The organism is Pseudomonas sp. B10 (genome assembly GCF_900156235.1).
Taxonomy (GTDB): domain Bacteria; phylum Pseudomonadota; class Gammaproteobacteria; order Pseudomonadales; family Pseudomonadaceae; genus Aquipseudomonas; species Aquipseudomonas siliginis.
In genome coordinates this window covers 2,937,257-2,960,247 of sequence record NZ_LT707063.1, presented here as the reverse complement: position 1 = coordinate 2,960,247, position 22,991 = coordinate 2,937,257, and the positions used below count along the sequence as shown (strand labels likewise).

Genomic DNA, 22,991 nt, shown 5'->3' with positions numbered 1-22,991 from the left:
CCCACAGTTGATCGCATTCCATTGTAGGAGTGAGCCTGCTCGCGATAGACCGCGCAGCGGTCTCGATTGCTTAAAGCACGATACTCATGCCATCAAACGCTACTTCAACGTCACGCCGCGCAAGTTCGGCACGCTCCGGCGAATCCTCGTCGAGGATCGGGTTGGTGTTGTTGATGTGGATAAGCACCTTGCGTTGCTCGGGCAACTGCTTCAGCACTTCGAGCATGCCGCCGGCGCCGTTCTGTGCCAGATGGCCCATCTCGCGACCGGTGCGGGTGCCGACGCCACGGCGCTGCATTTCATCGTCATCCCACAGCGTGCCGTCGACCAGCAGGCAATCGCTGTCCGCCATGATTTCCAGCAGCGGCGCATCGACCTTGCCCAGCCCTGGCGCGTAGAACAGCTTGCCGCCAGTGTTGAGGTCTTCAACGATCAAACCGATGTTGTCGCCCGGATGCGGATCGAAACGGTGCGGCGAATACGGCGGCGCGGCGCTGCGCAACGGCAACGGGGTGAAACGCAGATTCGGGCAGGCGGCTACGGTGAAGCTCTGGTCGAGCTCGATACGGTTCCAGTCCAGCCCGCCGTTCCAGTGGGTGAGCATCTTGAACAGGGGAAAACCGGTGCTCAGGTCTTCGTGAACCATGTCCGTGCACCACACCTGATGCGGGCAGCCTTCGCGCAGGCTGAGCAGGCCGGTGGTGTGGTCGATCTGGCTGTCCATCAGGATGATCGCGCTGATGCCGGTGTCGCGCAGGGCTCGGCGCGGTTGCATCGGGGCGAAGCTTTGCAGTTGCGCGCGGATGTCCGGCGAGGCATTGCACAGCACCCAGTTCACGCCGTCATCGGAAATGGCGATGGACGATTGGGTGCGGGCCTTGGCATTCAGGCTGCCGTCGCGAAAGCCTGCGCAGTTGACGCAGTTGCAGTTCCACTGCGGAAAACCGCCACCGGCGGCCGAACCCAGAATCTGGACGAACATGAACGCTCCATCATTTCAACGCGGAAAATAAAACGCCTCGGCGAGCCGAGGCGTTGCACTGCGATTCTGCGTGAGCAGAACTCAGCGGCTGGCGAAGTACATGGTGACTTCGAAGCCGATACGCAGGTCGGTGTAAGCAGGTTTGGTCCAGGCCATGAGATGTCTCCTTCTGAGGGTTGGGATAGCGCTATCCATAGTTATAGTCCACGGCAGCGCGGTGATGTTCCAATTAGTTAGGCGGCTATGTTACTCAAAATTTCAACGCCGTGACCCGTGAATCTTTGAGAAAGCTCCTTGCAGCCTCGGTAATGATCAGTTTGCCGCTTGCCACGGTGTGCCCGGCATTGGTTCATTGGCCAGGCAATGCCAGCCGCCCTCGGCGTTGATCAGACGCTGTGCAGCATCGAGTAAAGCCTGGCGATTCAGCTGCTGGATCGCCGCGACCAACTGCTCACGATAATCGGACGAATGGCCAGCGAGTTTGCCCTGCCACAGCAGCTCGGCAGCATCCTTGGTGGAAAGCGTGGCGTCGTCGAACTGATCGGCGAGGCTTTGGCGCTGCTGCTTGAGGCTCGCGTCATCGAGCGTTTCGATCAATGCGGGGATGTTTTTGAGGAACTCTTGAATGTGTTCGAGCAACTCGGCGGCCGAAGTCGTCGGCGATTGCGCGCCAAACACAATCGCGGTCCGGCCGTGCAACTGACGCAGAGCGCTGAACACGGCGTACCCCAATTGCAATTCGACGCGCAGGCGCTGGTAAAAAGGCGTCTGGTACAACTGAGCCAGAAGGCGCCACGCTGCTTCATCAGCGATGTCGCTGCTGGCAGTCGGGCAGATCAGCAGCAAGGCGTGTTCGCTGGAGGCCGTGTTGATCTGGCTCCAGTGGTACTGGGCTTGGGTGATCGGTATCACCGGTAGCTGATTGTCCGGTGTGCCGGGAATGCGGCTCAGCGCCAGGCCCATGGCTGATTGGGTCTGTTGATTTAGCCCTAGAGCGAGGCCGTCCCAGCGCGAAGTTGTCCACAGCTGATTGGCGTCATCGCTGGTTTTAATCGTGGGCAGGCATTTTTCCGGCAACGCTTCGAGCAGTTGGCGGATCGGCATCGACGGTATCTGCGCCTCGTCGCGCGGCGAATCGACGTCGATCATCGTCAGACATTTCAGCGCATGCTCGAGGACGCTGGGCATCGGTTCCTGTAATCCGGTCATTTTCAGCAGGCATTGGTTACCTATGGCGCTGAAAGACAAGTCCACTCCGGCTTCGGACGCATCCTGTCGGGTCTGGCGCAGACTGCGCTGCAATCTTGCGCGCAGATCGGCGCTGGCCGCCGCCTCGACCTGCCAGCGCAGATAGATCGCGCCCTCATCGCTGTTGTCCGGCAGCGCCTGACTGAAATGCATCGGCGAACGTTCCCGACGGCTGCGCGAGCGATCCTGGGCGAAGGTGCGCAGGCCACGGTGGGCGCTGGTCTGGCCGCGAATCAGCCCGGCATTGGCCAGCGGTTCACTGGTGCGCAAGAAAGGATTCGCGGCGGGCAGATGCCAATGATCGCTGAAGTTATCCACAACAGCGATTTCGCGGAGGATGTGCTCAAGTGCGGCAGTGCCCGATTGGGAGAGGCCGAATGCTTGCTGCGCGAGATCGAGCCGCACCAGTTGCAACGCGCCGCTGACGTGCTGCTGGCGCTGAAGCAGGGCGGCGTATTCCTCGCGCAACGGCGTCCAGTCCTGACGGGCGAAGAAGCTCAGCCAGTCCAGCAGGTGTTCGCGAATGGTATCCAGGCGGTCGCCGCCAGCATTGAATTGAAGATGCAGCAGCGCTTGGCCGGCGAACTGGTAAAGCGGCGTGGCTTTCAGGCTGTCAGCCAGATTCTGTTGATGCAGGTATGCGAGCAATCCACCAGGTTTTGCGCTATTCAACCAATGACAGAGAAAAGCCATCGCCTCGGCGGATGACTCGGGCAACGCGTCGAAAGCAAATAACAGGTTCGTGTGAGCGCCAACCTGTTGATAACTCTTCACTGCCAACGGTGGCGGTGCGGCCTGGGCAACTTTATCCCCAACCGATAACACCGCTGCGAATTGCTGCGCGAGCTCGCGAAGCTCATCGATACTTTGTGGCCCGACCAGACTCAGGCTCATTTGCCCGGTTCGATAAAAGCGCTGATGGAAATCTTTCAGCGCCGACTGAAACCCAGGCGATTCGACCTGCAAGCTGTCCCGATTGCCCGCATGAAACCCGCGCAACGGATGCTCCGCTGGCAAACCTTCATACAAGGCAAACTGCTGCTGCGCTGTCGGATCCTGCGACCAGGCGACGAATTCGGCCTGCAGCACTTCCCGTTCACGCAGTTGATCGTCCAGATTCATACGTGGCCGGGCGAGCATGTCTGACAGACGCTCGAGCCCCGCGCTGAAGGACGACACAGGCAACTCGAAGAAAAAGTCCGTGGTGCGCTCGCGGGTGCTGGCATTCACCTGCCCGCCGTGACGTTGCACGTAGGCCATCAGCCCTTCGTCTGTGGGAAAACGCTCGGTGCCGAGAAACAGCAAGTGCTCGAGAAAATGCGCCAGCCCCGGCCATGCCAATGGCACGTCATGGCTGCCGGCCGCCACGCGCAACGCGGCAGCGCTGCGCTTGAGACCGGGCACGTGGCGCAGGGTCACGCGCAGGCCGTTGGCCAGGGTTTCAGAGTGGGGGCGGGGATGAGTCGGCGCGGGCATGGGCACTTCCAGAACAGTGAAGTGCCCATGCTAGCGGATTAGCGGCGGTTGAGCGCGCCGTAAAGCTCCGGGCGGCGATCGCTGAGATAGCGATTGGCCTGGCGGGAGTCGTTCATCAATTGGCGGTCCAGTTCACCGACGATCAACGCCTCGTCCAGACCTGCCAGGGCGATACGGCTACCGTCCGGCGCGGCAACACTGCTTTGCCCACAGTACTGAATATCGCCTTCATGTCCGCAGTAATTGGCGTAAGCCACGTAGCACTGGTTTTCGAAGGCGCGGGCACGCACGGTGACATCGGCAACGAAATCGAACGGAATCATGTTGGCCGTCGGCACCACGATCAGCTCGGCGCCGGCCAAGGCCAGGCGCCGCGCGTTTTCCGGAAACTCCAGGTCGTAGCAGATCAGGAAGCCGAGCTTCCAGCCGTTCAGCTCAACCACCGGCAACTCCGCTTCGCCGGAGCTGAACATCGACCGATCGAGGTCGCCGAACAGATGCGACTTTCGATAGTTGCACAGGCGCTCGCCATGGGCGTCGATCAGTTGCACGGCGTTGTAGATCTGCCCGTCGGCGGTGCGCTCCGGGTAGCCGTAAACGATCGCCAGACCGGCAGCCTTGGCAATGCGGCCGATCTGCTGCGCCCATTCACCGTTATAGACCTCGGCCAGCGTGCTGACCGCTTCGGCGCCGATGTTGTAGCCGGTCATGAACATCTCCGGCAGCACCAGCAGATCGGCGCCTTTGGCCTCCATCGCTACTTGATGCAGGCGATGCAGGTTGGCGGCGGGGTCCAGTGGCAGCGGTGGACATTGGTAAACGGCTACGCGCATCGGGGAATCCTCTTACTCGGGCAGGGCGATAGGGCCGATGTCTTTGAACACATCACCCGGGCCGGGGTTCTCTTTATGTGTCGAGCCGCCGAAATGTTTCATGATGCCCCACACTGCGTTGAGCGAAGTCTGCACTGCGCCTTCGACCCACGCCGGTGTCCACGACACGTCGTCGCCGGCGATGAAAATCCCGCGCTGTTCGGCCGGCATGTCGTCCTGCATGAAGTGCGCGTACATACGCTGGTTGTAGCGATAATGGCCGGGCAGGGCGCCTTTGAAGGCACCGAGAAAGTACGGGTCGGCTTCCCACGACACGGTGATCGGGTCGCCGATGATCCGCGCGGCGATGTCGACTTTCGGGTAGATCTTCTTCAGCGCGTTCAAGGCGAGTTCAACGCGTTTTTCCACCGGATGCGGGAGCATTTTCAACGCGTCGCTCATCCACGAGTACGACAGGCAGATCACCCCCGGTTTGTCGTCGCCGTTGTCGAACAGATAGGTGCCACGGGTCAGGCGATCGGTGAGGGTCATGCTCATCACGTCGCGGCCGGTTTCCGGGTCCTTGTCTTTCCAGAATGGCCGGTCGACCATCACGAAGGTTTTCGACGACTGCATGTAGCGCGTGCGGTCGAGGGCCATCCACATCTTCTGCGAGAACAGGGTCTCGTCGCATTCGATCTGAGTGGTCAGCAGCCAGCTCTGGCAGGTTGTCAGGACGGCGGCGTACTCGCGGGTGTCACCGTTGTTGTCGGTAACGGCGAAACGGCCTTGCGGTGCGTGGGCAATCTTCTTCACACCGGAACGCGGTGCGCCACGGTGCAGGGATTTAAGGCTGGTGCCCGCCGGCCAGTGCACGCAGCGCTCCGGCACATGGCGCCAAATGCCCTGTGGCACCTGCTCGACGCCACCGACCACCAGGTGTTGGTGATCGTCGCAATTGGTCATTACCACGCGGAAGATTTCCAGCATCGAATTGGGGAAGTCTGAATCCCAGCCGCCGGTGCCGAAACCGACCTGACCGAACACTTCGCGGTGCTGGAACGACAATTTGGCGAAGGCTTTCGAGGTGGCGACGAAGTCGTAAAAGGTCCGGTCGTCCCACAGCGGCACCAGCTTGTTCCACAGCTCTTTCAGGCGCGGCACATCGCGATCGCGAATGGCTTGCTGAATATCAGAGAACTGCGAACCGGCTTCCAGCGCATCTGCCCAGGCGTCAGCCACTTCCTGAAACAATGCAGGAAGATCCTTCAGGCTTTCGGCGTAATAGGTTTCGCCCTCCAGATCGATCACGGTACTGCCTGAAGCGCCGGTCAGCGGGTTGGGAAAAGGCTTGGTTTCCAGGCCGAGCTTGTCGACGTAGTGATAGAACGCGGTGGAGGACACCGGAAAACGCATGCCACCGAGCTCGGCGACGATGGCATCGGTACCGTTGAATGCCTGCGAGCGCAGACGACCACCGAGTTTCGACGCCTCGTACACCACCGGCTTCAAACCGAGTTTCATCAGTTCATACGCAGCCACCAGACCGGCAATACCCGCGCCGACAATCGCCACTTCAGCGCCATGGTGCTGTTCGGGAATGCTGCCCAGGCCGGCGGGATGCTCGATCCAGTCGTCAAACGCGAACGGAAAGTCCGGACCGAAAATGGTGACTGGTTTTTTTCCGTCTGCAGGATGGCGATTGTTCTTGTTCATGGCTGACCTTATTGGCGACCCGACGCAGGATTCGCGTCTGAGTATAGGAAAAGATGCCAGCCATTCTAGGGAGCGTGGAGCGCGTTAATAAGACGCAATGTGTCGTCGTTTTGCCTGATTGTTGTGCAGACTGACGATTGCGGGCTGCACACCGACCAAAAAAGTGGGAGCGAGCCTGCTCGCGAAGCGGCTCAGCCAGAATGCCCGGCCAATGCTCAGACCGGCTGCCCGCGATCAATCTTGCTGCTCAGAATGATCGAAGTCGTAGTTTTCTCCACCCCATCGACGCTGCCAATCTGATCCAGCAATTGATCCAGCTGCTCCGGCGAATCGGTGCGCAACCACGCCACATAATCAAACTCGCCACTCACTGCACACAGCTGTTGCACCTGCGCCATCGCACTCAAACGTCGCAGCACGTCCTTGCCGGAACGCGGCTGCACCTTGATCCCGACGTAGGCCTGCAAGCCACCATCGACCACACGCTGACCCAAGCGCACGCCATAACCGGTGATTACCTTGGCCTTTTCCAGGCGGGCCAGACGCGACGTCACCGTCGTGCGAGCAATGCCTAGCTGACGGGCGAGCATGGCCACGCTTTCGCGGGCGTTGATTTGCAGCGCGGCGATTAGCTGGCGGTCGATTTCGTCGAGGATGGGTTGGCGGGTGTCTGGCAAGGGAAGCTCCATTGGCGTTGAGTCGGAGGGAGGCGCCTCTTTACAGGCAAATAAGGAAAGGCTTTTGCGCCAAAGCAAAGAGGTCACTGATGAATTTGATGAAACAAATGTTCTGACAATTGATTTGACTTGTCTGCCCTGTTTCCCAAGAATGCCTACAAGAGCGCGAAATCTGATGCCTTGCAGGGCATTAGCAGATGTAGGTACCTCAGCGATGCTGCAACATCGGTGTCAGGTGAGACCTCTTCATCCCATTTCCTGAGGATGCAAATATCAGGATTTAGATGTTACGGGCAGCCCGATGGCTGCCCTTTTTTTTCCGAAAGAATGTACCGCCTATACAAAAGCTCGCCTTTTCGATGCCTGTTCATGGCTCTCGCCGGAGCGTGCATAAAATTCCAGAGAATGTGTCCATCCCGAATGTCCACAACCACAGGCATGGGATTAGCATGATTGGGAAATCAAAGCCCACAAAAAAGCCGCGCATCAAGCGCGGCTTTTCAATTTGGTGGGCCCACACGGACTCGAACCGTGGACCAAAGGATTATGAGTCCTCTGCTCTAACCAACTGAGCTATAGGCCCTCAGTAGGCCGCGGATTATAGCGACGGTTTCGCGGCTGTGCTATCCGAAAAATCCGATACGGTTATATGCAGAAACGTCGCGGCGAATTCCTCCGGGGGCAGCGGCAGGCTGACGATGTAGCCCTGTATCTGTTCGCACCCTTCAGCAGCGAGGAATTGTTGTTGCGCCTGTGTTTCCACGCCTTCGGCAATCACGGTGAATTGCATGCTGCGACCGAGCGCGATGATGGCGCGCACAATGGCCGCGTCGTGGGGGTCGTCAGGCAGTCCGCGGACGAAGGACTGGTCGATCTTGAGAATGTCCAGCGGCAGGCGTTTGAGGTAGCTGAGCGAGGAGTAGCCGGTGCCGAAGTCATCGATCGCCAGTTGCACGCCGAGGTGTTTGAGCTGGTGCAGCACTGCCAGTGCCTCTTCGGCCTGACTCATGATGAAATTCTCGGTAATTTCCAGTTGCAGTAAATCCGGCCTGAGGCGGTTGTCCTTGAGCAGTTGCTCGATGCGCACCAGCAGGTTCGGCTGACGCAGCTGCGCGCCAGCGAGGTTTACCGAGAGCGGCCCGAGCGGTTGGTAGATCCGGCTCCACTCGAACATTTGTCTGCAAGCGGTTTCGAGCACCCAGTCACCGATCTGCAGGATCATGCCGTTTTCTTCCGCCAGCGGAATGAAATGCTCGGGCGGCACGTCGCCGAAGGTTGGGTGGCGCCAGCGAATCAGCGCCTCTGCACCGACCAGACTGTGATCGACCAGGCTGATTTTCGGTTGGTAATAGAGAAACAGCTCATCGCGCTCGATGGCGCGGCGCAGTTCGTGTTCCAGCGCTATGCGCTCGCTGGCCTGGGCGGTGAGGTCGCGGGTGTAGCTTTCGACGCGGTTGCGTCCTTTGGCTTTTGAGCGGTACATCGCCGCGTCGGCGTTTTTCACCAGCGTGGCCACATCGCAACCGTCGCGGGGATAGAGGCTGGTGCCGATGCTGGCGCTGATAAAGAACTCGTGTTCGCCGGCCTGGAACGGCGCGCCGAAGCAGTTGAGCAGTTTCGTCGCGATGTTGTCGGCGTCGCTGGCTTGCTGCAAGCCTGGCAACAGGATGATGAACTCGTCACCGCCCAATCGCGCGACCGTGTCGATATCGCGCAGTTGTTCTTTCAAACGCACGGCGATGCCCTTGAGCAACAGGTCGCCGACCGGGTGGCCGAGGCTGTCGTTGATGTGTTTGAAGCGGTCGAGATCGAGAAACAGCACCGCGCCCTGGCCGCCATTTTCCTGCTGGCTGGTCAGGGCCATTTGCAGACGGCTTTCGAACAGGGTGCGGTTGGGCAGGCCGGTGAGCGGATCGTGGTGAGCCTGGTAATCGAGCTTGGCCTGGGCATGCTTGAGGCTGGAAATATCGGCGAACACCGCGACGAAGTGAGTGATGAACTTGTCGCGATTGCGCACGGCGCTGATGGTCAGCCAGCTTGGGTACAGCTCGCCGTTCTTGCGCCGGTTGGAAATCTCGCCTTGCCAGTGTCCCTCGTCGGTCAATTGATGCCACATCGCTGCGTAGAAAGCGCTGTCATGCAGCCCTGACGCCAGCAAGCGTGGCGTGTGGCCCAGTGCTTCGCTTTCGCTATAGCCGGTAATTTCGGTGAAGGCACGATTGACGGCGCTGATGTGTTGTTGAGTATCGGTGATCAACACGCCCTCGGCGGTGCTCTCGAAAACGGTCGCGGCCTGCTGCAGTTTTTCCTGCATGAGATGGCGTTCGGTGATGTCGCGGGCGATGGTCAGCATGCAATCCTCGTCGCCGATCGGCAGCGGGCGACTGGACACTTCGCACAGGCGAATCTGCCCGTCGCTGCGACGGATGTGGCAAGTGAAGTCGCGGACAAACCCGTCGCGCTTTAGCAGATCGAGCATCTGTTTGCGTTCGTTGAGGTTGACCCAGATGCCGAGATCCAGCGTCGAACGATCCACCGACATGGCGCTATTGAAACCAGTGATGCGGCTGAAGCCTTCGTTGACCTCCAGCAGCAGGCCGTCGCTTTGACGCGACAGCAACAGGCCATCCGGCGACGCATGGAAAGCCTTGGCGAACTTCTCTTCAGAGGTTTGCAGTTGCTGTTGGGTTTCCTTGAGCTGGCTGATGTCGCGTACCACAACCACCAGCGCCGGGGTGGTATCGAGGTCGAAGGGCTCGGCGGAAATCAGCCCGGTGAACAGTTGGCCGTTGTTGCGGCGAAAGGGCATTTCCAGATTACGGATGCTGCCGGCCTGCAAACGCTGCAAGAGGCCCGGCCCCACCCCGGGAATGCCCCAGATATTGAGGTTGGTGGCGGTCTGGCCGATCACATCCTCGGCCCTGAGGCCGATCTGCTCTTCGAAGGCCTCGTTGACCTCAAGCAGGCAGCCGTCGGACAGGCGTGCAATCACCAGAATGTCCGGGCATTGCTCGAACACCGAAGCGAACTTCTGCTCGGACAGGCGCAGCGCCTCTTCGGTGCGTTTGATTTCGCTGATATCGATCATCAACCCGCGCATCACCGGTTCGTGGCCATGCTCGATCAGGCTGACAATGTCGCGCACCCACAGGCAGCGGCCGTCGGCGGTGATCACGCGATAATCGACGATGTGGTCGCGGCCCTGGCGCAGCGCTTCCCTGCAATAGTTCTGCGTGCGGGTCAGGTCGGCGGGATGAATGATGTTGTGCCAGAAGCCCGGAATCAGCCAGTGAGACTGTGGATACCCGAGCAGGTCTTCAGCATGGGGCGACACATAGCTGTAGGTGAAGTCGCTCATCCGCGCTTCCCAGGCAATCGCCGACAAGCTCTCCACCAGGCCGCGGTAGTGATATTCGCTGCTGCGCAGTTCTTGTTCGAGGTCGATCCGCCGGCTGATTTCCGAGCTCAGTCGGCGGTTGATGCGAATCACCACGGCCAGCACCGTCATCAACAACAACAGACCGGGCAGGCCATACATCAGCAGATCTGACCAGAACGTGCGGTGGTCGAGCACATTACCGACCCAATGTTCCTGAATGCTGCTGATTTCCGCCGGTGTCATGTCGGCCAGGACTTTATCGAGGATGCCCACCAACATCTTGTTATCGCGAGGCACGGCCATTGCCAGTTGATAACGATACGGGGTTTCGCCGCTGACGTAGAGGCCGTCGAGTTTGAGCTGGCGCAGGCTCCACACGCTCGAAGCCAGATCGCCGACCACCGCGTCCACTTCGTCAGTCGCCAGGGCTTGCAGCGCCGAACTGACATTGGGCATGGCCACCAGATTCAGATCGGGATGGTGAGTGCGCAGCAGTTCGTGGGGGGCATAGTTTTCCACTACGGCGATTTTCAGACCGTACAGGTCGTCAAGTTTGCGCGGCTGGGCGCCGCCGACATGGGCGAGGATGACGATCGGGAAGTCCAGGTACGGCCGGGTAAACGACAGATAGTTCTGGCGCTCCGGCGTGGACATGATTCCCGGCAGCAAATCGATTTTGCCTTTTTTGACCTGCTCCAGCACCACTGTCCAGCTTGCGGGCTCGATGGGCGTCAGCTTGATTGCCAGACGTTCACGGATCACCTCGATATAGTCGGCAGCCAGGCCCTGATAGCGGTTCTGATCGTCACGGAACTCGAAGGGCGGCCACGATGCATCAACACCCAGGCGCAAGTCAGGGTGAGCCGCCAGCCAGCTGCGTTCTTCATCGGTGAGAGTCAGCGCGTCAGCCGTGGCGGTGCAGATCATCAATGACAGCAGAAAAAGCACGGGCGCCAGTCTGGGCATAACGCTCTCGTCAGGGCTTGGGATGATTGTTTCGAGTGTAGACGGGGTACGAGGCGGGGAGGGCGGAGCGGGGAATTTAATCTGCCATAAAACAAAACCCCCGGCCTGGGCCGGGGGTTCTGGTATCACTCGTCGAGGAAGGAGCGCAGATGCTCGCTTCGCGTCGGGTGGCGCAGCTTGCGCAGCGCCTTGGCTTCGATCTGACGGATCCGCTCACGCGTTACGTCAAACTGTTTGCCCACCTCTTCGAGCGTGTGGTCGGTGTTCATGTCGATACCGAAACGCATGCGTAGTACCTTGGCTTCACGGGCAGTGAGGCCGGACAGCACTTCGCGAGTCGCTTCCTTCAGGCTTTCCACTGTGGCGACATCGATTGGCGACTGCATGGTCGAGTCTTCGATGAAGTCGCCCAGATGGGAGTCTTCGTCATCACCGATCGGGGTTTCCATGGAGATCGGCTCTTTGGCGATCTTCAGTACCTTGCGGATCTTGTCCTCAGGCATTTCCATGCGTTCGCCCAGCTCTTCCGGAGTCGGTTCGCGACCCATTTCCTGCAACATCTGCCGGGAAATACGGTTGAGCTTGTTGATCGTCTCGATCATGTGCACCGGAATACGGATGGTGCGCGCCTGGTCGGCGATCGAGCGAGTGATCGCCTGACGGATCCACCAGGTGGCATAAGTCGAGAACTTGTAGCCACGACGGTATTCGAACTTGTCCACCGCCTTCATCAGACCGATGTTGCCTTCCTGGATCAGATCGAGGAATTGCAGGCCGCGGTTGGTGTACTTCTTGGCGATCGAGATCACCAGACGCAGGTTGGCTTCAACCATCTCTTTCTTCGCGCGGCGGGCCTTGGCCTCACCGATCGACATGCGACGGTTGATGTCCTTGATTTCAGCAATGGTCAGGCCGGTCTCGGTTTCCAGCGCAATCAGCTTCTGCTGGCAACGGATGATGTCCGGCTGCACGCGACCGATGGCTTCGGCGTACTTGCTCTTGCCTTTGGCCAGGGCGTCGGACCAGCTTTCGTCGACTTCGTTGCCCGGGAACTGACGCAGGAAATCGGCGCGTGGCATACGTGCATCACGTACGCACAGCTGCATGATCGCGCGCTCTTGCTGACGCAGACGATCCAGGGCACTGCGAACACGCTCGACCAGGGCTTCGAATTGCTTCGGCACCAGTTTGATCGGCATGAACAGCTCGGCCAGGGCCAGCAACTCGGCAACCGCTGCCTTGTTGTGACGACCGTGCTTTTTCAGGGCCTTGCGGGTGATCTCCATCTGGTCCGCCACGGCGCCGAAGCGCTGTGCAGCGATGACCGGGTCCGGACCGCTTTCGGCTTCTTCTTCGTCATCGGAAGATTCGGCATCATCGTCATCGGTATCGTCGTCGGCCTTGACGGCTTTCGGGTCAACCGGCGGCGGCACTTCTGCCGCAGGCGGCGCAATGCCATCGTCCGGGTCGATATAACCGCTCAGGACGTCGGACAGGCGACCACCTTCGGTGGTGACGCGGGTGTACTCGGAGAGAATGTGGTCAACCGTGCCAGGGAAGTGCGCAATTGCGCTCATCACTTCACGAATGCCCTCTTCGATCCGCTTGGCGATTTCGATTTCGCCTTCACGGGTCAGAAGCTCGACCGTACCCATTTCACGCATGTACATGCGCACCGGGTCAGTGGTGCGACCGATATCGGTCTCCACCGCCGCCAACGCAGCGGCTGCTTCTTCCGCAGCGGCCTCGTCGGTATCGGCGTCGGCCAACATAAGGGCGTCCGCATCCGGAGCACTCTCGTGTACGGGGATCCCCATGTCGTTAATCATGCGGATGATGTCTTCCACCTGCTCCGGATCTGAAATATCCTCGGGCAGGTGGTCGTTGACCTCGGCGTAAGTCAGATACTTCTGCTCACGACCCAGTTTGATCAACTCAATAATACGAGACTGCTGTTGCGCTTTTCCGGACATAACACCCTATCCACTGAAGGTCTTGGCGGGCAAAAAACAAGCCGAGGATTATACCTGAGCTATGACCTCACGCGCCAGTTGAGGTCGGGTTTGATGCGGAAACATTGCGACTTAAAAGGTCGCGCAGTTGATTTTTCTCTTCGACGCTCAGTTCGCTTTGCCGCGCTTTCCTGAGTAACTGTTCGAGATTTCGCTCGCGTTGGCGGGCGGACAAGCTAGTAATGGTGTCGAAAAACTGTTGTTCAAGGTTATCTCCGTCAATCAGCCATTCCTTTTCTGCCAGCGCCTTGAGCAAGCGACCCTGTTCAGTGCCGTGCCATCGCGCGATCAGCTGAAATGAGTTTAGCTTGGGATTCTTCTGTACGGCTTCGAGCAGCGCCACAAGCAGCTGGGCGTTGGTCTGATTTTCATCGGCAATGTGCCCGGCGTCTTCGACGCGCTTGGCCAGTTGCGGATGATGGAGCAATGTTCGCAGTGCCGTCAGGGTTGGCGATTCAACGCCAATCGGCGTACGCGGGCGCTGCTGTTCGCGATCGCCACCACGCTTGCCGTTCTTGTCCCATGGTTTCTTGTCCCACTTCTTGCCGCCGGCGCCGGGTTTCTTCGGCGTCCATTCCTGCTGCGGCGCGTACATGTCCTGTGCCTGCGGCTGATGGTAGTCGCTGTAGTCCGGCATGGCGTCATAATCGAAGCCCGGATCGTAGGCGGGCGGTGCTTCCTGCGGTGCGCTCTGAACCAATTGGCTGACGGTCTCGCTGCTCAGGCCGGTAATCTCGGTCAGGCGCTGACGCATGAGGATGCGCAGGTTCGCGCCCGGCACCTTGTCGATCAATGGTGCGGCGAGGGTGGCCATGTGCGCCTTGCCCTCAAGAGAGCGCGGGTCGGCTTCTTCGGTCAGTTGCTGGAAAAAATAATCGGCCAGCGGCTGCGCGTGCTGATTGATGCGCGCCTTGAAAGCATCGGTGCCTTCGGCGCGAACCAGGGTGTCCGGATCTTCGCCTTCGGGCAAAAACAGGAACCGCGCGCGACGACCGTCTTGCAGACACGGCAGGGTCGCTTCCAGTGCGCGCCACGCGGCGTTGCGGCCCGCCTGGTCGCCGTCGAAGCAGAACAAAACGTTCGGCACGACCCGAAACAGGCGTTTCAAATGTTCTTCGCTGGTCGCGGTACCCAGCGTGGCGACGGCATTGCGCAAGCCTTGCTGGGCGAGGGCGATGACGTCCATATAACCCTCGACGACGATGATTTCGTCGAGGTTGCGATTGTTCTTGCGTGCTTCATAAAGGCCGTAGAGTTCCTGGCCTTTATGGAATACCGGGGTTTCCGGTGAGTTCAGGTACTTGGGCTTGTCATCGCCCAGTACGCGACCGCCGAAGGCGATGATCCGTCCGCGGGTGTCGCGGATCGGGAACATCACGCGATCGCGGAAGCGATCATAGCGCTTGCCGGTTTCGGCGTTCTCGATCAGCAGGCCGGCTTCGATCATGGCTTTCTGTTGCAGGGTGTCGCTGCTCAGATGCTTGAGCAGGTTGTCCCAGCCCGGCGGCGCAAAACCGAGGCCGAAATCCCGAGCGATCTCGCCCGTCAGACCCCGCCCCTTGAGGTAATCCACCGCAGCCTTGCGCGACGGATGACTCTTGAGTGCCTGCCGGTAGAAATCAGCAGCGGCGGTCAGCAGCGGGTACAGCGGCGAATCGGTCGGCTGGCGCGGCTTGCGCTCGCGGCCGCTTTCTTCGCGGGGGATTTCCATGCCGGCGGCTTTGGCCAGATCTTCGACAGCCTGGGGGAAATCCAGATTGTCGTGATCCATGAGAAAGCCGAGGGCGTTGCCGCCGGCGCCGCAACCGAAGCAGTAATAGAACTGTTTGTCGGGGCTGACGCTGAATGACGGGGTTTTCTCTTTATGGAACGGGCAGCAGGCGGTGTAGTTCTTGCCGGCCTTCTTCAATTGCACGCGCGAGCTGACCACGTCGACGATGTCGGTGCGGTTCAGCAGGTCGTCAATGAAGCTCTGGGGAATCAGCCCGGCCATGGCGTTCTCGTCGTCTGCGCTGCAATAAATCCGTTGCGACAGGCCGTCGGACGCGGGCCATTGCTGGAAACGCACAAAAAGTGCGGCTCGACCGGTGTCGTCTGCGTAATCGCTGTCGGGAAGTGTATCTGCCGAAAATCCACTGACGTTAGTACCTATCAGTCTTCGACTATGTGAAAGTGTTGCGCTGAATCCGCTGACGGCCGGTTGTCGACCTCGGATAGCTCAATAAAGCGGGCACGCATGCAGGTGCCTTGGGCTGATCGTCGTAAGAGGAATCAGTGGGTGTGCTCGTCAGTAGCCTTGAAAGGCTCGTCAGAAAAGACGTGCACCGCTGGCAAAAGAGCCAGGCCTGACGCGGTGAAGCAGATTTGTCTCGGTCGCATCGGCGGCGTCGACGGTGAAGCATCAAGCGTTTTACGCAAATGCCATTAGCCCGGCTGAGGGCCGGGCTTAGGCAAGAAGCTTGCTACGAACGTCTGTGGATTAGTACAGACGAACGGCGCGGCGCTGTTCGCGCTGAACTTTCTTGGCGTGACGCTTAACAGCGGCTGCTGCTTTGCGCTTACGCTCAGAAGTTGGCTTCTCGTAAAATTCGCGGCTACGAACTTCAGCCAGTACACCGGCTTTTTCGCAGGAGCGCTTGAAACGACGCAGAGCTACGTCGAAGGGTTCGTTCTCTTTTACTTTGACGGCTGGCATCCAGAGCTACCTTCATTCATTACCGGGGTCAACATCCTCGCGGCAAAAGAGCACTTGAAGACGTCGGTTTTTAAGGGTTGCGGATGTTAACCCCTCATCGCTCGGAATGCAAAGCCTCTGATCGAAAACCGCTGGTCGGGGCATCACGTGGCGACTATTATGCGCGCCTTCGAATTCAGCCTAAACAAGGCGCAAACCCATGCTAGTACTGGGATTAGAAACCTCCTGCGACGAAACCGGCGTCGCATTGTATGACAGTGAACGCGGTCTGCTGGCCGACGCGCTGTTCAGTCAGATCGACCTGCACCGCGTCTATGGCGGTGTGGTGCCGGAGCTGGCCTCGCGTGACCACGTCAAACGCATGCTGCCCTTGATCCGTCAGGTGTTGGCCGAGGCCGACTGCGTGCCGACCGAGATCGACGCAATCGCCTACACCGCAGGTCCTGGCCTGGTCGGCGCGCTGCTGGTCGGTGCTTCCTGCGCACAGGCGCTGGCGTTTGCCTGGGGCATTCCGGCGCTTGGCGTGCACCACATGGAAGGCCACTTGCTGGCGCCGATGCTGGAGCCGAAACCGCCGGAATTCCCGTTCGTCGCTTTGTTGGTGTCCGGTGGTCATACACAGCTGGTTCAGGTCGATGGCATTGGCCAGTACAGCCTGCTCGGCGAGACGCTCGACGATGCGGCCGGTGAAGCCTTCGACAAAACCGCAAAAATGATGGGCCTCAATTACCCCGGCGGGCCGGAAATCGCCAAGCTGGCCGAGAAGGGCGTCGCAGGACGCTTCACCTTTCCGCGTCCGATGTGCGATCGCCCGGGTCTGGACTTCAGCTTCAGCGGCCTGAAAACCTTCGCCCTCAATACCTGGCAGCAATGCGTCAGCGCCGGGGACGACGGCGAGCAAGCCCGTTGCGACATCGCGCTGGCGTTCCAGCAGGCCGTGGTGGAGACTTTGACCATCAAGTGCAAGCGCGCCCTCAAACAGGCAGGCATGAAGCGACTGGTGATTGCCGGCGGCGTCAGCGCCAACAAGGCGTTGCGGGTTTCGCTGGAAAAGATGCTCGGCGATATGAAGGGTGATGTGTTCTATGCGCGCCCGGAGTTCTGCACCGACAATGGCGCGATGATCGCGTTTGCCGGTTGCCAGCGCCTGAAGGCCGGTCAGCAGGAAAGTCTGGCAATCACCGTGCAGGCACGCTGGCCGATGGAGCAGTTGTCGGCGCTGTAATGAGCGACGCTCATGGACGGCAGTCAGAAATGCCGTTCGCGCCCGGCGAACAGGTCGCGTAGATTGCCGCGATGGCGCCAGACAATCAGCAAGGTCAGCGCGCTCATTGGCAGTAAGGCTTCCGGCTCCTGCCAGGCCAGCAATGGCAGGGTCAGTGGCGTGGCAATCAGCGCCGCCAGCGAGCTGGTGCGGGTCAGGTAGAACGTCAGTAGCCAGGCACATACGGCCAGCAGCGCGGCGGGTGGATACAGGCCGAGCAGCATGCCGGCGGCAGTGGCAACGCCTTTGCCGCCGCGAAAGCGAAAGTACAAAGGGAACAGGTGACCGATCACGGCGCACACGCCAATCCAGGCCTGATCCTGCAGTGAGAGGCCCGCGCTCGAGGCGATCAGCACCGGCAGCAGGCCTTTGCACAGATCACCGAGCAGGGTCAGGATCGCCAGTTTGCGACCGGCCAGGCGCAGCATGTTGGTGGCGCCGGCATTACCCGAGCCACTCATTCGCGGATCCGGATTTCCGGTCAGGCGGCTGAGCAAAATGGCGAAGGACAGCGAGCCGAGCAGGTAGGCGAGAATCGCCAGTAACCAAAACATGCTAACTATTCCGGGCGAGGACGCCCTGATTCTAACGGCGCATCGCGCCCTTGTCGTGCAGCGGAGAGAAGTGCTTGGACAGAGTGTTTATCGAGGGCCTGGAAGTCGACACCGTGATCGGTGCCTACGACTGGGAGCGCGGCATCCGTCAGTGCCTGCGTCTTGATCTGAGCTTCGCCTGGGACAATCGCCCGGCTGCCGCCGGTGACGACCTGACCCTGGCGCTCGATTACGCCAGTGTTTCCACGCGCATTCAGGCCTTTGCCGAGCAGGCGCAGTTCCAACTGGTCGAAACCTTTGCCGAGCGTCTGGTTGAAGTGCTGATGGCCGAATTCAAGATCACCTGGGTGCGACTGAAACTGACCAAGCCGGGCGCCGTTCCGGCCGCCAAGGGTGGTGTGGGTGTGGAGATCGAGCGCGGATGTCGCTGACTCAGGTCTACCTCGGGCTCGGTAGCAATATCGAGCGCGAAACCCATTTGCGCGCCGGTCTCGATGCGCTGGCCACGTTCCTGGTGGATATCCGTTGTTCGGCGGTGTTCGAGAGCCAGCCGGTGGGCATCAAGAGCGGGCCGTTCTTCAATTTCGTGGTCTCGGCCTACACCGATCTGCCGTTGATGGAGCTTGATCGCCGCTTGAAATTCATTGAGGCGGATAACGGTCGCTATGCCCCGGATCGCAAGGGCTTGCCGCTGGATATCGACGTGCTGCTGTATGGCGATCTGGTGGGTAATTTTGATGGATTGATGCTGCCGCGTGCGGAAATCCTGAAAAATGCCTTTGTGCTGTGGCCACTGTCGTTGATTGCGCCGGATCGGGTGCATCCGGGGGTGGGCCAAAGCTTTGCGACGTTGTGGGCTGAGGCGCAAATTGATCAGGTGTTGGCGCCGGTTGCGTTCGAATGGCGGGGGGAGCAGCTCACGCCTTCGGAGTTGCGGTGATATCAAATGCGCTTTCGCGAGCAGGCTCGCTCCCACATTGGATCGAGGTCTCCTGTGGGAGCGAGCCTGCTCGCGAAGTTTTTTATCAGGCCGTCGCCGCCTCTTTGTAGGCTTTCAACGCCTTCAGTCGTTCCCGCTTCAGCGCTTCGCCCAGTTCAGGCCCCTTGAATCCCTGCTCCAGCAACGGCTGCACGGCCACTTCTCGTGCAGCTTTCGCCGCTCCGCGCAAATAATCCGCCTGTGGATAACTGCGCTGCTCCAGGCCCTTGCGGCCACGGGCATCCATCTCGCATGCGGCGATAAACTCTTCGAATCGCTGCGGCCGGCGATAGATATCGAAACTCTGCAGCAACTCCAGCAGCGTCGAGGCTTTCAGCTCCAGCGCCCGGTGCCCATGGGTGTGGTATTGCCCGACCAGCAGCGCCAGTTCCTGACAGTCCTTGGGGACTTTGAAGCGCTCGTTGACCGCTTTGATCAGCTTCAGCCCGGTGTGCTCATGGGCGATATGCCGAGGCCATTCGTCTTCCGGGGTCAGGCCTTTGCCCAAGTCGTGCAGCAGGCAGGCCCAGCGCACCGTCAGCGGCTGCCTGTGCAGGGCTGATTGCTCCAGCACGCTCAGGGTGTGCAAGCCGGTATCGATTTCCGGGTGATGAGTTTCCGGCTGGGGTACGCCGAACAGGGCATCGACTTCCGGTATCAGCTCTTTGAGCGCGCCGCAGTCGCGCAATACCTGGATGAAGACCTGTGGATGGTCTTCCAGCAACGCCCGGGAAATTTCCTTCCAACTGCGTTCGGCAGTCAGAGCCTGCAGTTCGCCGGACTCACTGAGCTGACGCATCAGGTCCATGGTCTCGTCGGCGACCGTAAAGCCCAATCCTGCGTAGCGTGCAGCAAAACGGGCAACGCGCAGCACTCGCAGCGGATCTTCGGCGAACGCCGGGGAAACATGGCGAAGGATTCGTGCTTCGAGATCGCGCTGGCCATGGTACGGATCGGTCAGGTTGAGCTGATCGTCCTCGGCCATGGCATTGATCGTCAGGTCGCGTCGAATCAGGTCTTCTTCGAGCGTGACTTCCGGACTTGCGTAGAAAGTGAAACCGCCGTAACCGCGACCGCTTTTGCGCTCCGTGCGGGCGAGGGCATATTCCTCACCGGTTTTCGGGTGCAGAAACACCGGGAAATCTGCGCCGACCGGGCGGAATCCCTTGGCGATCATTTCTTCAGTGGTCGCACCGACCACGACCCGGTCGACATCAGTGACCGGCAACCCCAACAGGCGATCACGTACAGCGCCGCCAACCTTGTAAACCTGCATAAAAAACCTCCGTCAGTCCGACAGGATAACCCTTGCGTCAGACTTTCGGAGGCCGGAACCAGATCAAAGATGAATCACGGCCAGATCGAGCCGGCCGTAATCGCCCTCGCTGTGTTCACTGCGTGGCGGCACGTGATGGGTTTTCATGATCTGGTCGCCTTGCAGGGTTTCCAGATGAATGTCGAAGCCCCAGAGCCGGTGCAGGTGCTTGAGGACTTCTTCGGTGGAGTCGCCCAAGGGTTTACGGTCGTGCTGCTGATGGCGCAGGGTCAACGAGCGATCACCGCGCCGGTCGATGCTGTAGATCTGCACGTTCGGCTCACGATTGCCGAGGTTGTATTGCGCTGCCAGGGTTTCCCGGATGATCCGGTAGCCGCCCTCATCATGAATGGCCGGCACCAGCAGGTCGTCTTTCTGGTCGTCATCGAGAATGCTGAACAGCTTCAGATCGCGGATCACCTTGGGCGACAGGTACTGCAGGATGAAGCTCTCATCCTTGAAACTGCTCATGGCGAACTTGATGGTCGACAGCCAGTCGGAACCGGCGATGTCCGGGAACCAGCGGCGATCTTCTTCGGTAGGCTCTTCGCACATGCGCCGAATGTCGCGGTACATGGCGAAACCCAATGCATAGGGGTTGATGCCGCTGTAGTACGGACTGTCGAAACCCGGCTGGAATACCACGCTGGTGTGCGAGGTGAGGAATTCCATCATGAAACCGTCGGTCACCAGGCCCTCGTCGTACAGATCATTCATCAGCGTGTAATGCCAGAACGTTGCCCAGCCTTCGTTCATGACCTGAGTCTGGCGCTGCGGATAGAAATACTGGGCGATCTTGCGCACGATGCGTACGATCTCGCGCTGCCAGGGTTCCAGCAGCGGCGCATGCTTCTCGATGAAATAGAGGATGTTTTCCTGCGGCTCGGCCGGGAAGCGGGCGTTGTCCTTGTCGCTGTATTTGTCCGCGCCTTTGGGAATGGTGCGCCACAGATCATTGATCTGCTTCTGCATGTGCTCTTCGCGATCCTTTTGCCGCCGGCGCTCTTCCTCGGCGGAAATCGGATACGGGCGCTTGTAGCGGTCGACACCGTAATTCATCAGGGCATGGCAGGAGTCGAGCAGATCTTCCACGGCATCGATGCCGTGGCGCTCTTCGCACTGCATGATGTACTGCTTGGCGAACACCAGGTAATCAATGATCGAACTGGCGTCGGTCCAGGTACGGAACAGGTAGTTGCCCTTGAAGAAGCTGTTGTGGCCGTAGCAGGCATGGGCCACCACCAGCGCCTGCATGCAGATGGTGTTTTCTTCCATCAGATAGGCGATGCACGGATCGGAGTTGATCACGATCTCGTAGGCCAGGCCCATCTGTCCGCGACTGTATGATTTCTCGGTACTGAGGAAGTGCTTGCCATAGGACCAGTGGTGATAGCCCAGCGGCATGCCCACTGAGGCATAGGCGTCCATCATCTGCTCGGCGGTGATCACTTCGATCTGGTTGGGGTATGTGTCCAGAGCATAACGGGCCGCGATCCGGGCGATTTCGCGGTCGTAGGTCTGGATCAGCTCGAATGTCCATTCGGAGCCGGTGGAAATGGGTTGGCGTTTCTGCTCTTTGGCGGTCATGTCACTAACCTGCGCTGGAAGAGTTCACGGAAGACCGGATAGATATCTCCGGCCGAGACCAGTTGCTGCTGGGCAAACGTGTCAGAGAAGGCTTCGGCGATGCGTTCGTACTCGTACCACAGGGCCTGATGTTCGCGCGGGGTGATCTCTACGTAAGTGTAGTACTGCACAAACGGCATGATCTGATTGATCAGGATGTCGCGGCAGATCGGCGAATCGTCGTTCCAGTTGTCGCCGTCGGAGGCCTGAGCGGCGTAGATGTTCCACTCGTTGCTCGGATAGCGCTCGGCCATGATTTCCTGCATCAGCTTCAGGGCGCTGGAAACAATGGTGCCGCCGGTCTCACGAGAATAGAAAAACTCCTCTTCGTCCACTTCCCGGGCGCTGGTGTGGTGACGGATGAACACCACGTCGATCTTGTCGTAGTTACGCTTGAGAAAAAGGTACAGCAGGATGAAAAAGCGCTTGGCGATGTCCTTGGTGGCCTGCGTCATGGAACCGGACACGTCCATCAGGCAGAACATCACTGCTTTGGAGCTGGGGTTGGGTTGCTTGACCAACAGGTTGTATTTCAAGTCGAAGGTGTCGAGGAACGGCACGCGATGGATGCGTGCGCTGAGTTTCTCGATTTCAGCTTCGAGATCCTGGATATCGCCGAAGTTGTCCGGTTCTTCGCGCTTGAGCCGTGCCAGCTCTTCCTTGGCTTCACGAAGCTTTGCGCGGCTGCTGCCGGACAGAGCAATACGACGTGCATGTGCTGAGCGCAGGGTGCGGATGATATTGATGCGTGAAGGGTTACCTTCGTTGCTGATCCCGGCGCGTACGGTTTTGAACGTGTCGGTGCCGGTCAGGTTGCGTTTGACCAGATTCGGCAATTCAAGGTCTTCGAACATGAATTCGAGAAACTCTTCCTGCGTGATCTGGAAGACGAACTCGTCCATGCCTTCGCCGGAATTGCCCGCCTTGCCCGGACCGCGTCCACCGCCGCCTCCTGGTGGGCGAGCGATATGTTCACCGGCCGTGAACTCTTTGTTGCCGGGATGCACCACGGTCTGTTTGCCGCCGCGTCCGTGATGAAGCACCGGTTCGTCGATGTCGCGACCGGGAATGCTGATCTGTTCACCGTGCTCCATATCGGTGATGGAACGGCGACTGACTGCCTCTTCGACAGCCTTCTTGATGTGGTCACGGTAACGCCGCAGAAAACGCTGACGGTTTACCGTGCTCTTGTTCTTGCCATTGAGGCGTCGGTCGATCACATAGCTCATAAGGCCCCTCCGGGGAGCTTCAAGTTTTGAGCTGCAAGCTGCAAGTGGAAGCGAATGCCCG

Annotated in this window: 17 protein-coding genes and 1 tRNA gene; 3 read left to right on the top strand and 15 right to left on the bottom strand. The window is 59.5% G+C overall.

The window, feature by feature from the left end; genetic code table 11:
- Positions 1 to 70: 70 nt before the first annotated feature.
- The 11 genes from pqqB to rpsU all read right to left on the bottom strand — a co-directional run bounded on the left by pqqB (position 71) and on the right by rpsU (position 15,963).
- The gene (gene pqqB / locus BXA01_RS13445; protein ID WP_076564356.1) at positions 71 to 982 is read right to left on the bottom strand and encodes a pyrroloquinoline quinone biosynthesis protein PqqB; all 912 of its coding nucleotides are present in this window, start codon (positions 980 to 982) and stop codon (positions 71 to 73) included.
- A gap of 81 nt (positions 983 to 1,063) precedes the next feature.
- Positions 1,064 to 1,138, bottom strand: a complete 75-nt coding sequence (gene pqqA, locus BXA01_RS13440; RefSeq protein WP_003444522.1) for a pyrroloquinoline quinone precursor peptide PqqA — start codon at positions 1,136 to 1,138, stop codon at positions 1,064 to 1,066.
- 156 nt (positions 1,139 to 1,294) lie between these two features.
- On the bottom strand, positions 1,295 to 3,706 hold the full coding sequence (gene pqqF, locus BXA01_RS13435) for a pyrroloquinoline quinone biosynthesis protein PqqF (protein ID WP_076564355.1): 2,412 nt from the start codon (positions 3,704 to 3,706) through the stop codon (positions 1,295 to 1,297).
- Between the two features lie 38 nt (positions 3,707 to 3,744).
- On the bottom strand, positions 3,745 to 4,539 hold the full coding sequence (locus BXA01_RS13430) for a carbon-nitrogen hydrolase family protein (RefSeq protein WP_076564354.1): 795 nt from the start codon (positions 4,537 to 4,539) through the stop codon (positions 3,745 to 3,747).
- A 12-nt stretch (positions 4,540 to 4,551) separates the two neighbouring features.
- Positions 4,552 to 6,234 (bottom strand): flavin monoamine oxidase family protein, encoded by a 1,683-nt coding sequence (locus tag BXA01_RS13425; protein ID WP_016772878.1) that lies wholly within the window; start codon positions 6,232 to 6,234, stop codon positions 4,552 to 4,554.
- 215 nt (positions 6,235 to 6,449) lie between these two features.
- Positions 6,450 to 6,911: an Lrp/AsnC family transcriptional regulator gene (locus tag BXA01_RS13420; protein ID WP_016772879.1), complete on the bottom strand. Its 462-nt coding sequence runs from the start codon at positions 6,909 to 6,911 to the stop codon at positions 6,450 to 6,452.
- 506 nt (positions 6,912 to 7,417) lie between these two features.
- Positions 7,418 to 7,494, bottom strand: a tRNA-Ile gene (locus BXA01_RS13415).
- A gap of 15 nt (positions 7,495 to 7,509) precedes the next feature.
- Entirely contained in the window at positions 7,510 to 11,256 is a 3,747-nt protein-coding gene (locus BXA01_RS13410) for a bifunctional diguanylate cyclase/phosphodiesterase (RefSeq protein ID WP_076564353.1), read from the bottom strand.
- Positions 11,257 to 11,381: 125 nt separating this feature from the next.
- On the bottom strand, positions 11,382 to 13,229 hold the full coding sequence (rpoD, locus tag BXA01_RS13405; RefSeq protein ID WP_024014550.1) for an RNA polymerase sigma factor RpoD: 1,848 nt from the start codon (positions 13,227 to 13,229) through the stop codon (positions 11,382 to 11,384).
- Between the two features lie 67 nt (positions 13,230 to 13,296).
- The gene (gene dnaG, locus BXA01_RS13400) at positions 13,297 to 15,261 is read right to left on the bottom strand and encodes a DNA primase (RefSeq protein WP_076564352.1); all 1,965 of its coding nucleotides are present in this window, start codon (positions 15,259 to 15,261) and stop codon (positions 13,297 to 13,299) included.
- Between the two features lie 486 nt (positions 15,262 to 15,747).
- Entirely contained in the window at positions 15,748 to 15,963 is a 216-nt protein-coding gene (gene rpsU, locus BXA01_RS13395) for a 30S ribosomal protein S21 (protein ID WP_002551877.1), read from the bottom strand.
- Between the two features lie 199 nt (positions 15,964 to 16,162).
- Between rpsU and tsaD the strand changes: the two genes are divergently transcribed.
- Positions 16,163 to 17,188 (top strand): tRNA (adenosine(37)-N6)-threonylcarbamoyltransferase complex transferase subunit TsaD, encoded by a 1,026-nt coding sequence (gene tsaD, locus BXA01_RS13390; RefSeq protein ID WP_039757706.1) that lies wholly within the window; start codon positions 16,163 to 16,165, stop codon positions 17,186 to 17,188.
- 23 nt (positions 17,189 to 17,211) lie between these two features.
- Here the strand turns inward: tsaD and plsY are convergent, their stop codons facing one another.
- Positions 17,212 to 17,781: a glycerol-3-phosphate 1-O-acyltransferase PlsY gene (gene plsY, locus BXA01_RS13385; RefSeq protein WP_024014548.1), complete on the bottom strand. Its 570-nt coding sequence runs from the start codon at positions 17,779 to 17,781 to the stop codon at positions 17,212 to 17,214.
- A 74-nt stretch (positions 17,782 to 17,855) separates the two neighbouring features.
- On the opposite strand from plsY, the gene folB reads away from it, so the two are divergent.
- The gene (gene folB, locus BXA01_RS13380; RefSeq protein ID WP_016772885.1) at positions 17,856 to 18,212 is read left to right on the top strand and encodes a dihydroneopterin aldolase; all 357 of its coding nucleotides are present in this window, start codon (positions 17,856 to 17,858) and stop codon (positions 18,210 to 18,212) included.
- Positions 18,203 to 18,721, top strand: coding sequence for a 2-amino-4-hydroxy-6-hydroxymethyldihydropteridine diphosphokinase (gene folK / locus BXA01_RS13375; protein ID WP_076564351.1), 519 nt, complete (start codon positions 18,203 to 18,205; stop codon positions 18,719 to 18,721). Before folB ends, folK begins: the two co-directional genes overlap by 10 nt.
- Positions 18,722 to 18,806: 85 nt before the next feature.
- Here folK and BXA01_RS13370 read toward each other — a convergent pair whose 3' ends face one another.
- The 3 genes from BXA01_RS13370 to BXA01_RS13360 all read right to left on the bottom strand — a co-directional run bounded on the left by BXA01_RS13370 (position 18,807) and on the right by BXA01_RS13360 (position 22,930).
- On the bottom strand, positions 18,807 to 20,036 hold the full coding sequence (locus BXA01_RS13370; protein ID WP_076564350.1) for a multifunctional CCA addition/repair protein: 1,230 nt from the start codon (positions 20,034 to 20,036) through the stop codon (positions 18,807 to 18,809).
- 63 nt (positions 20,037 to 20,099) lie between these two features.
- Positions 20,100 to 21,662 (bottom strand): SpoVR family protein, encoded by a 1,563-nt coding sequence (locus BXA01_RS13365; protein ID WP_024014545.1) that lies wholly within the window; start codon positions 21,660 to 21,662, stop codon positions 20,100 to 20,102.
- A complete protein-coding gene (locus BXA01_RS13360; protein WP_056786661.1) occupies positions 21,659 to 22,930 on the bottom strand; it encodes a YeaH/YhbH family protein in 1,272 nt (423 codons plus the stop codon). The genes BXA01_RS13365 and BXA01_RS13360 overlap by 4 nt, the downstream gene beginning before the upstream one ends.
- Positions 22,931 to 22,991: the final 61 nt, after the last annotated feature.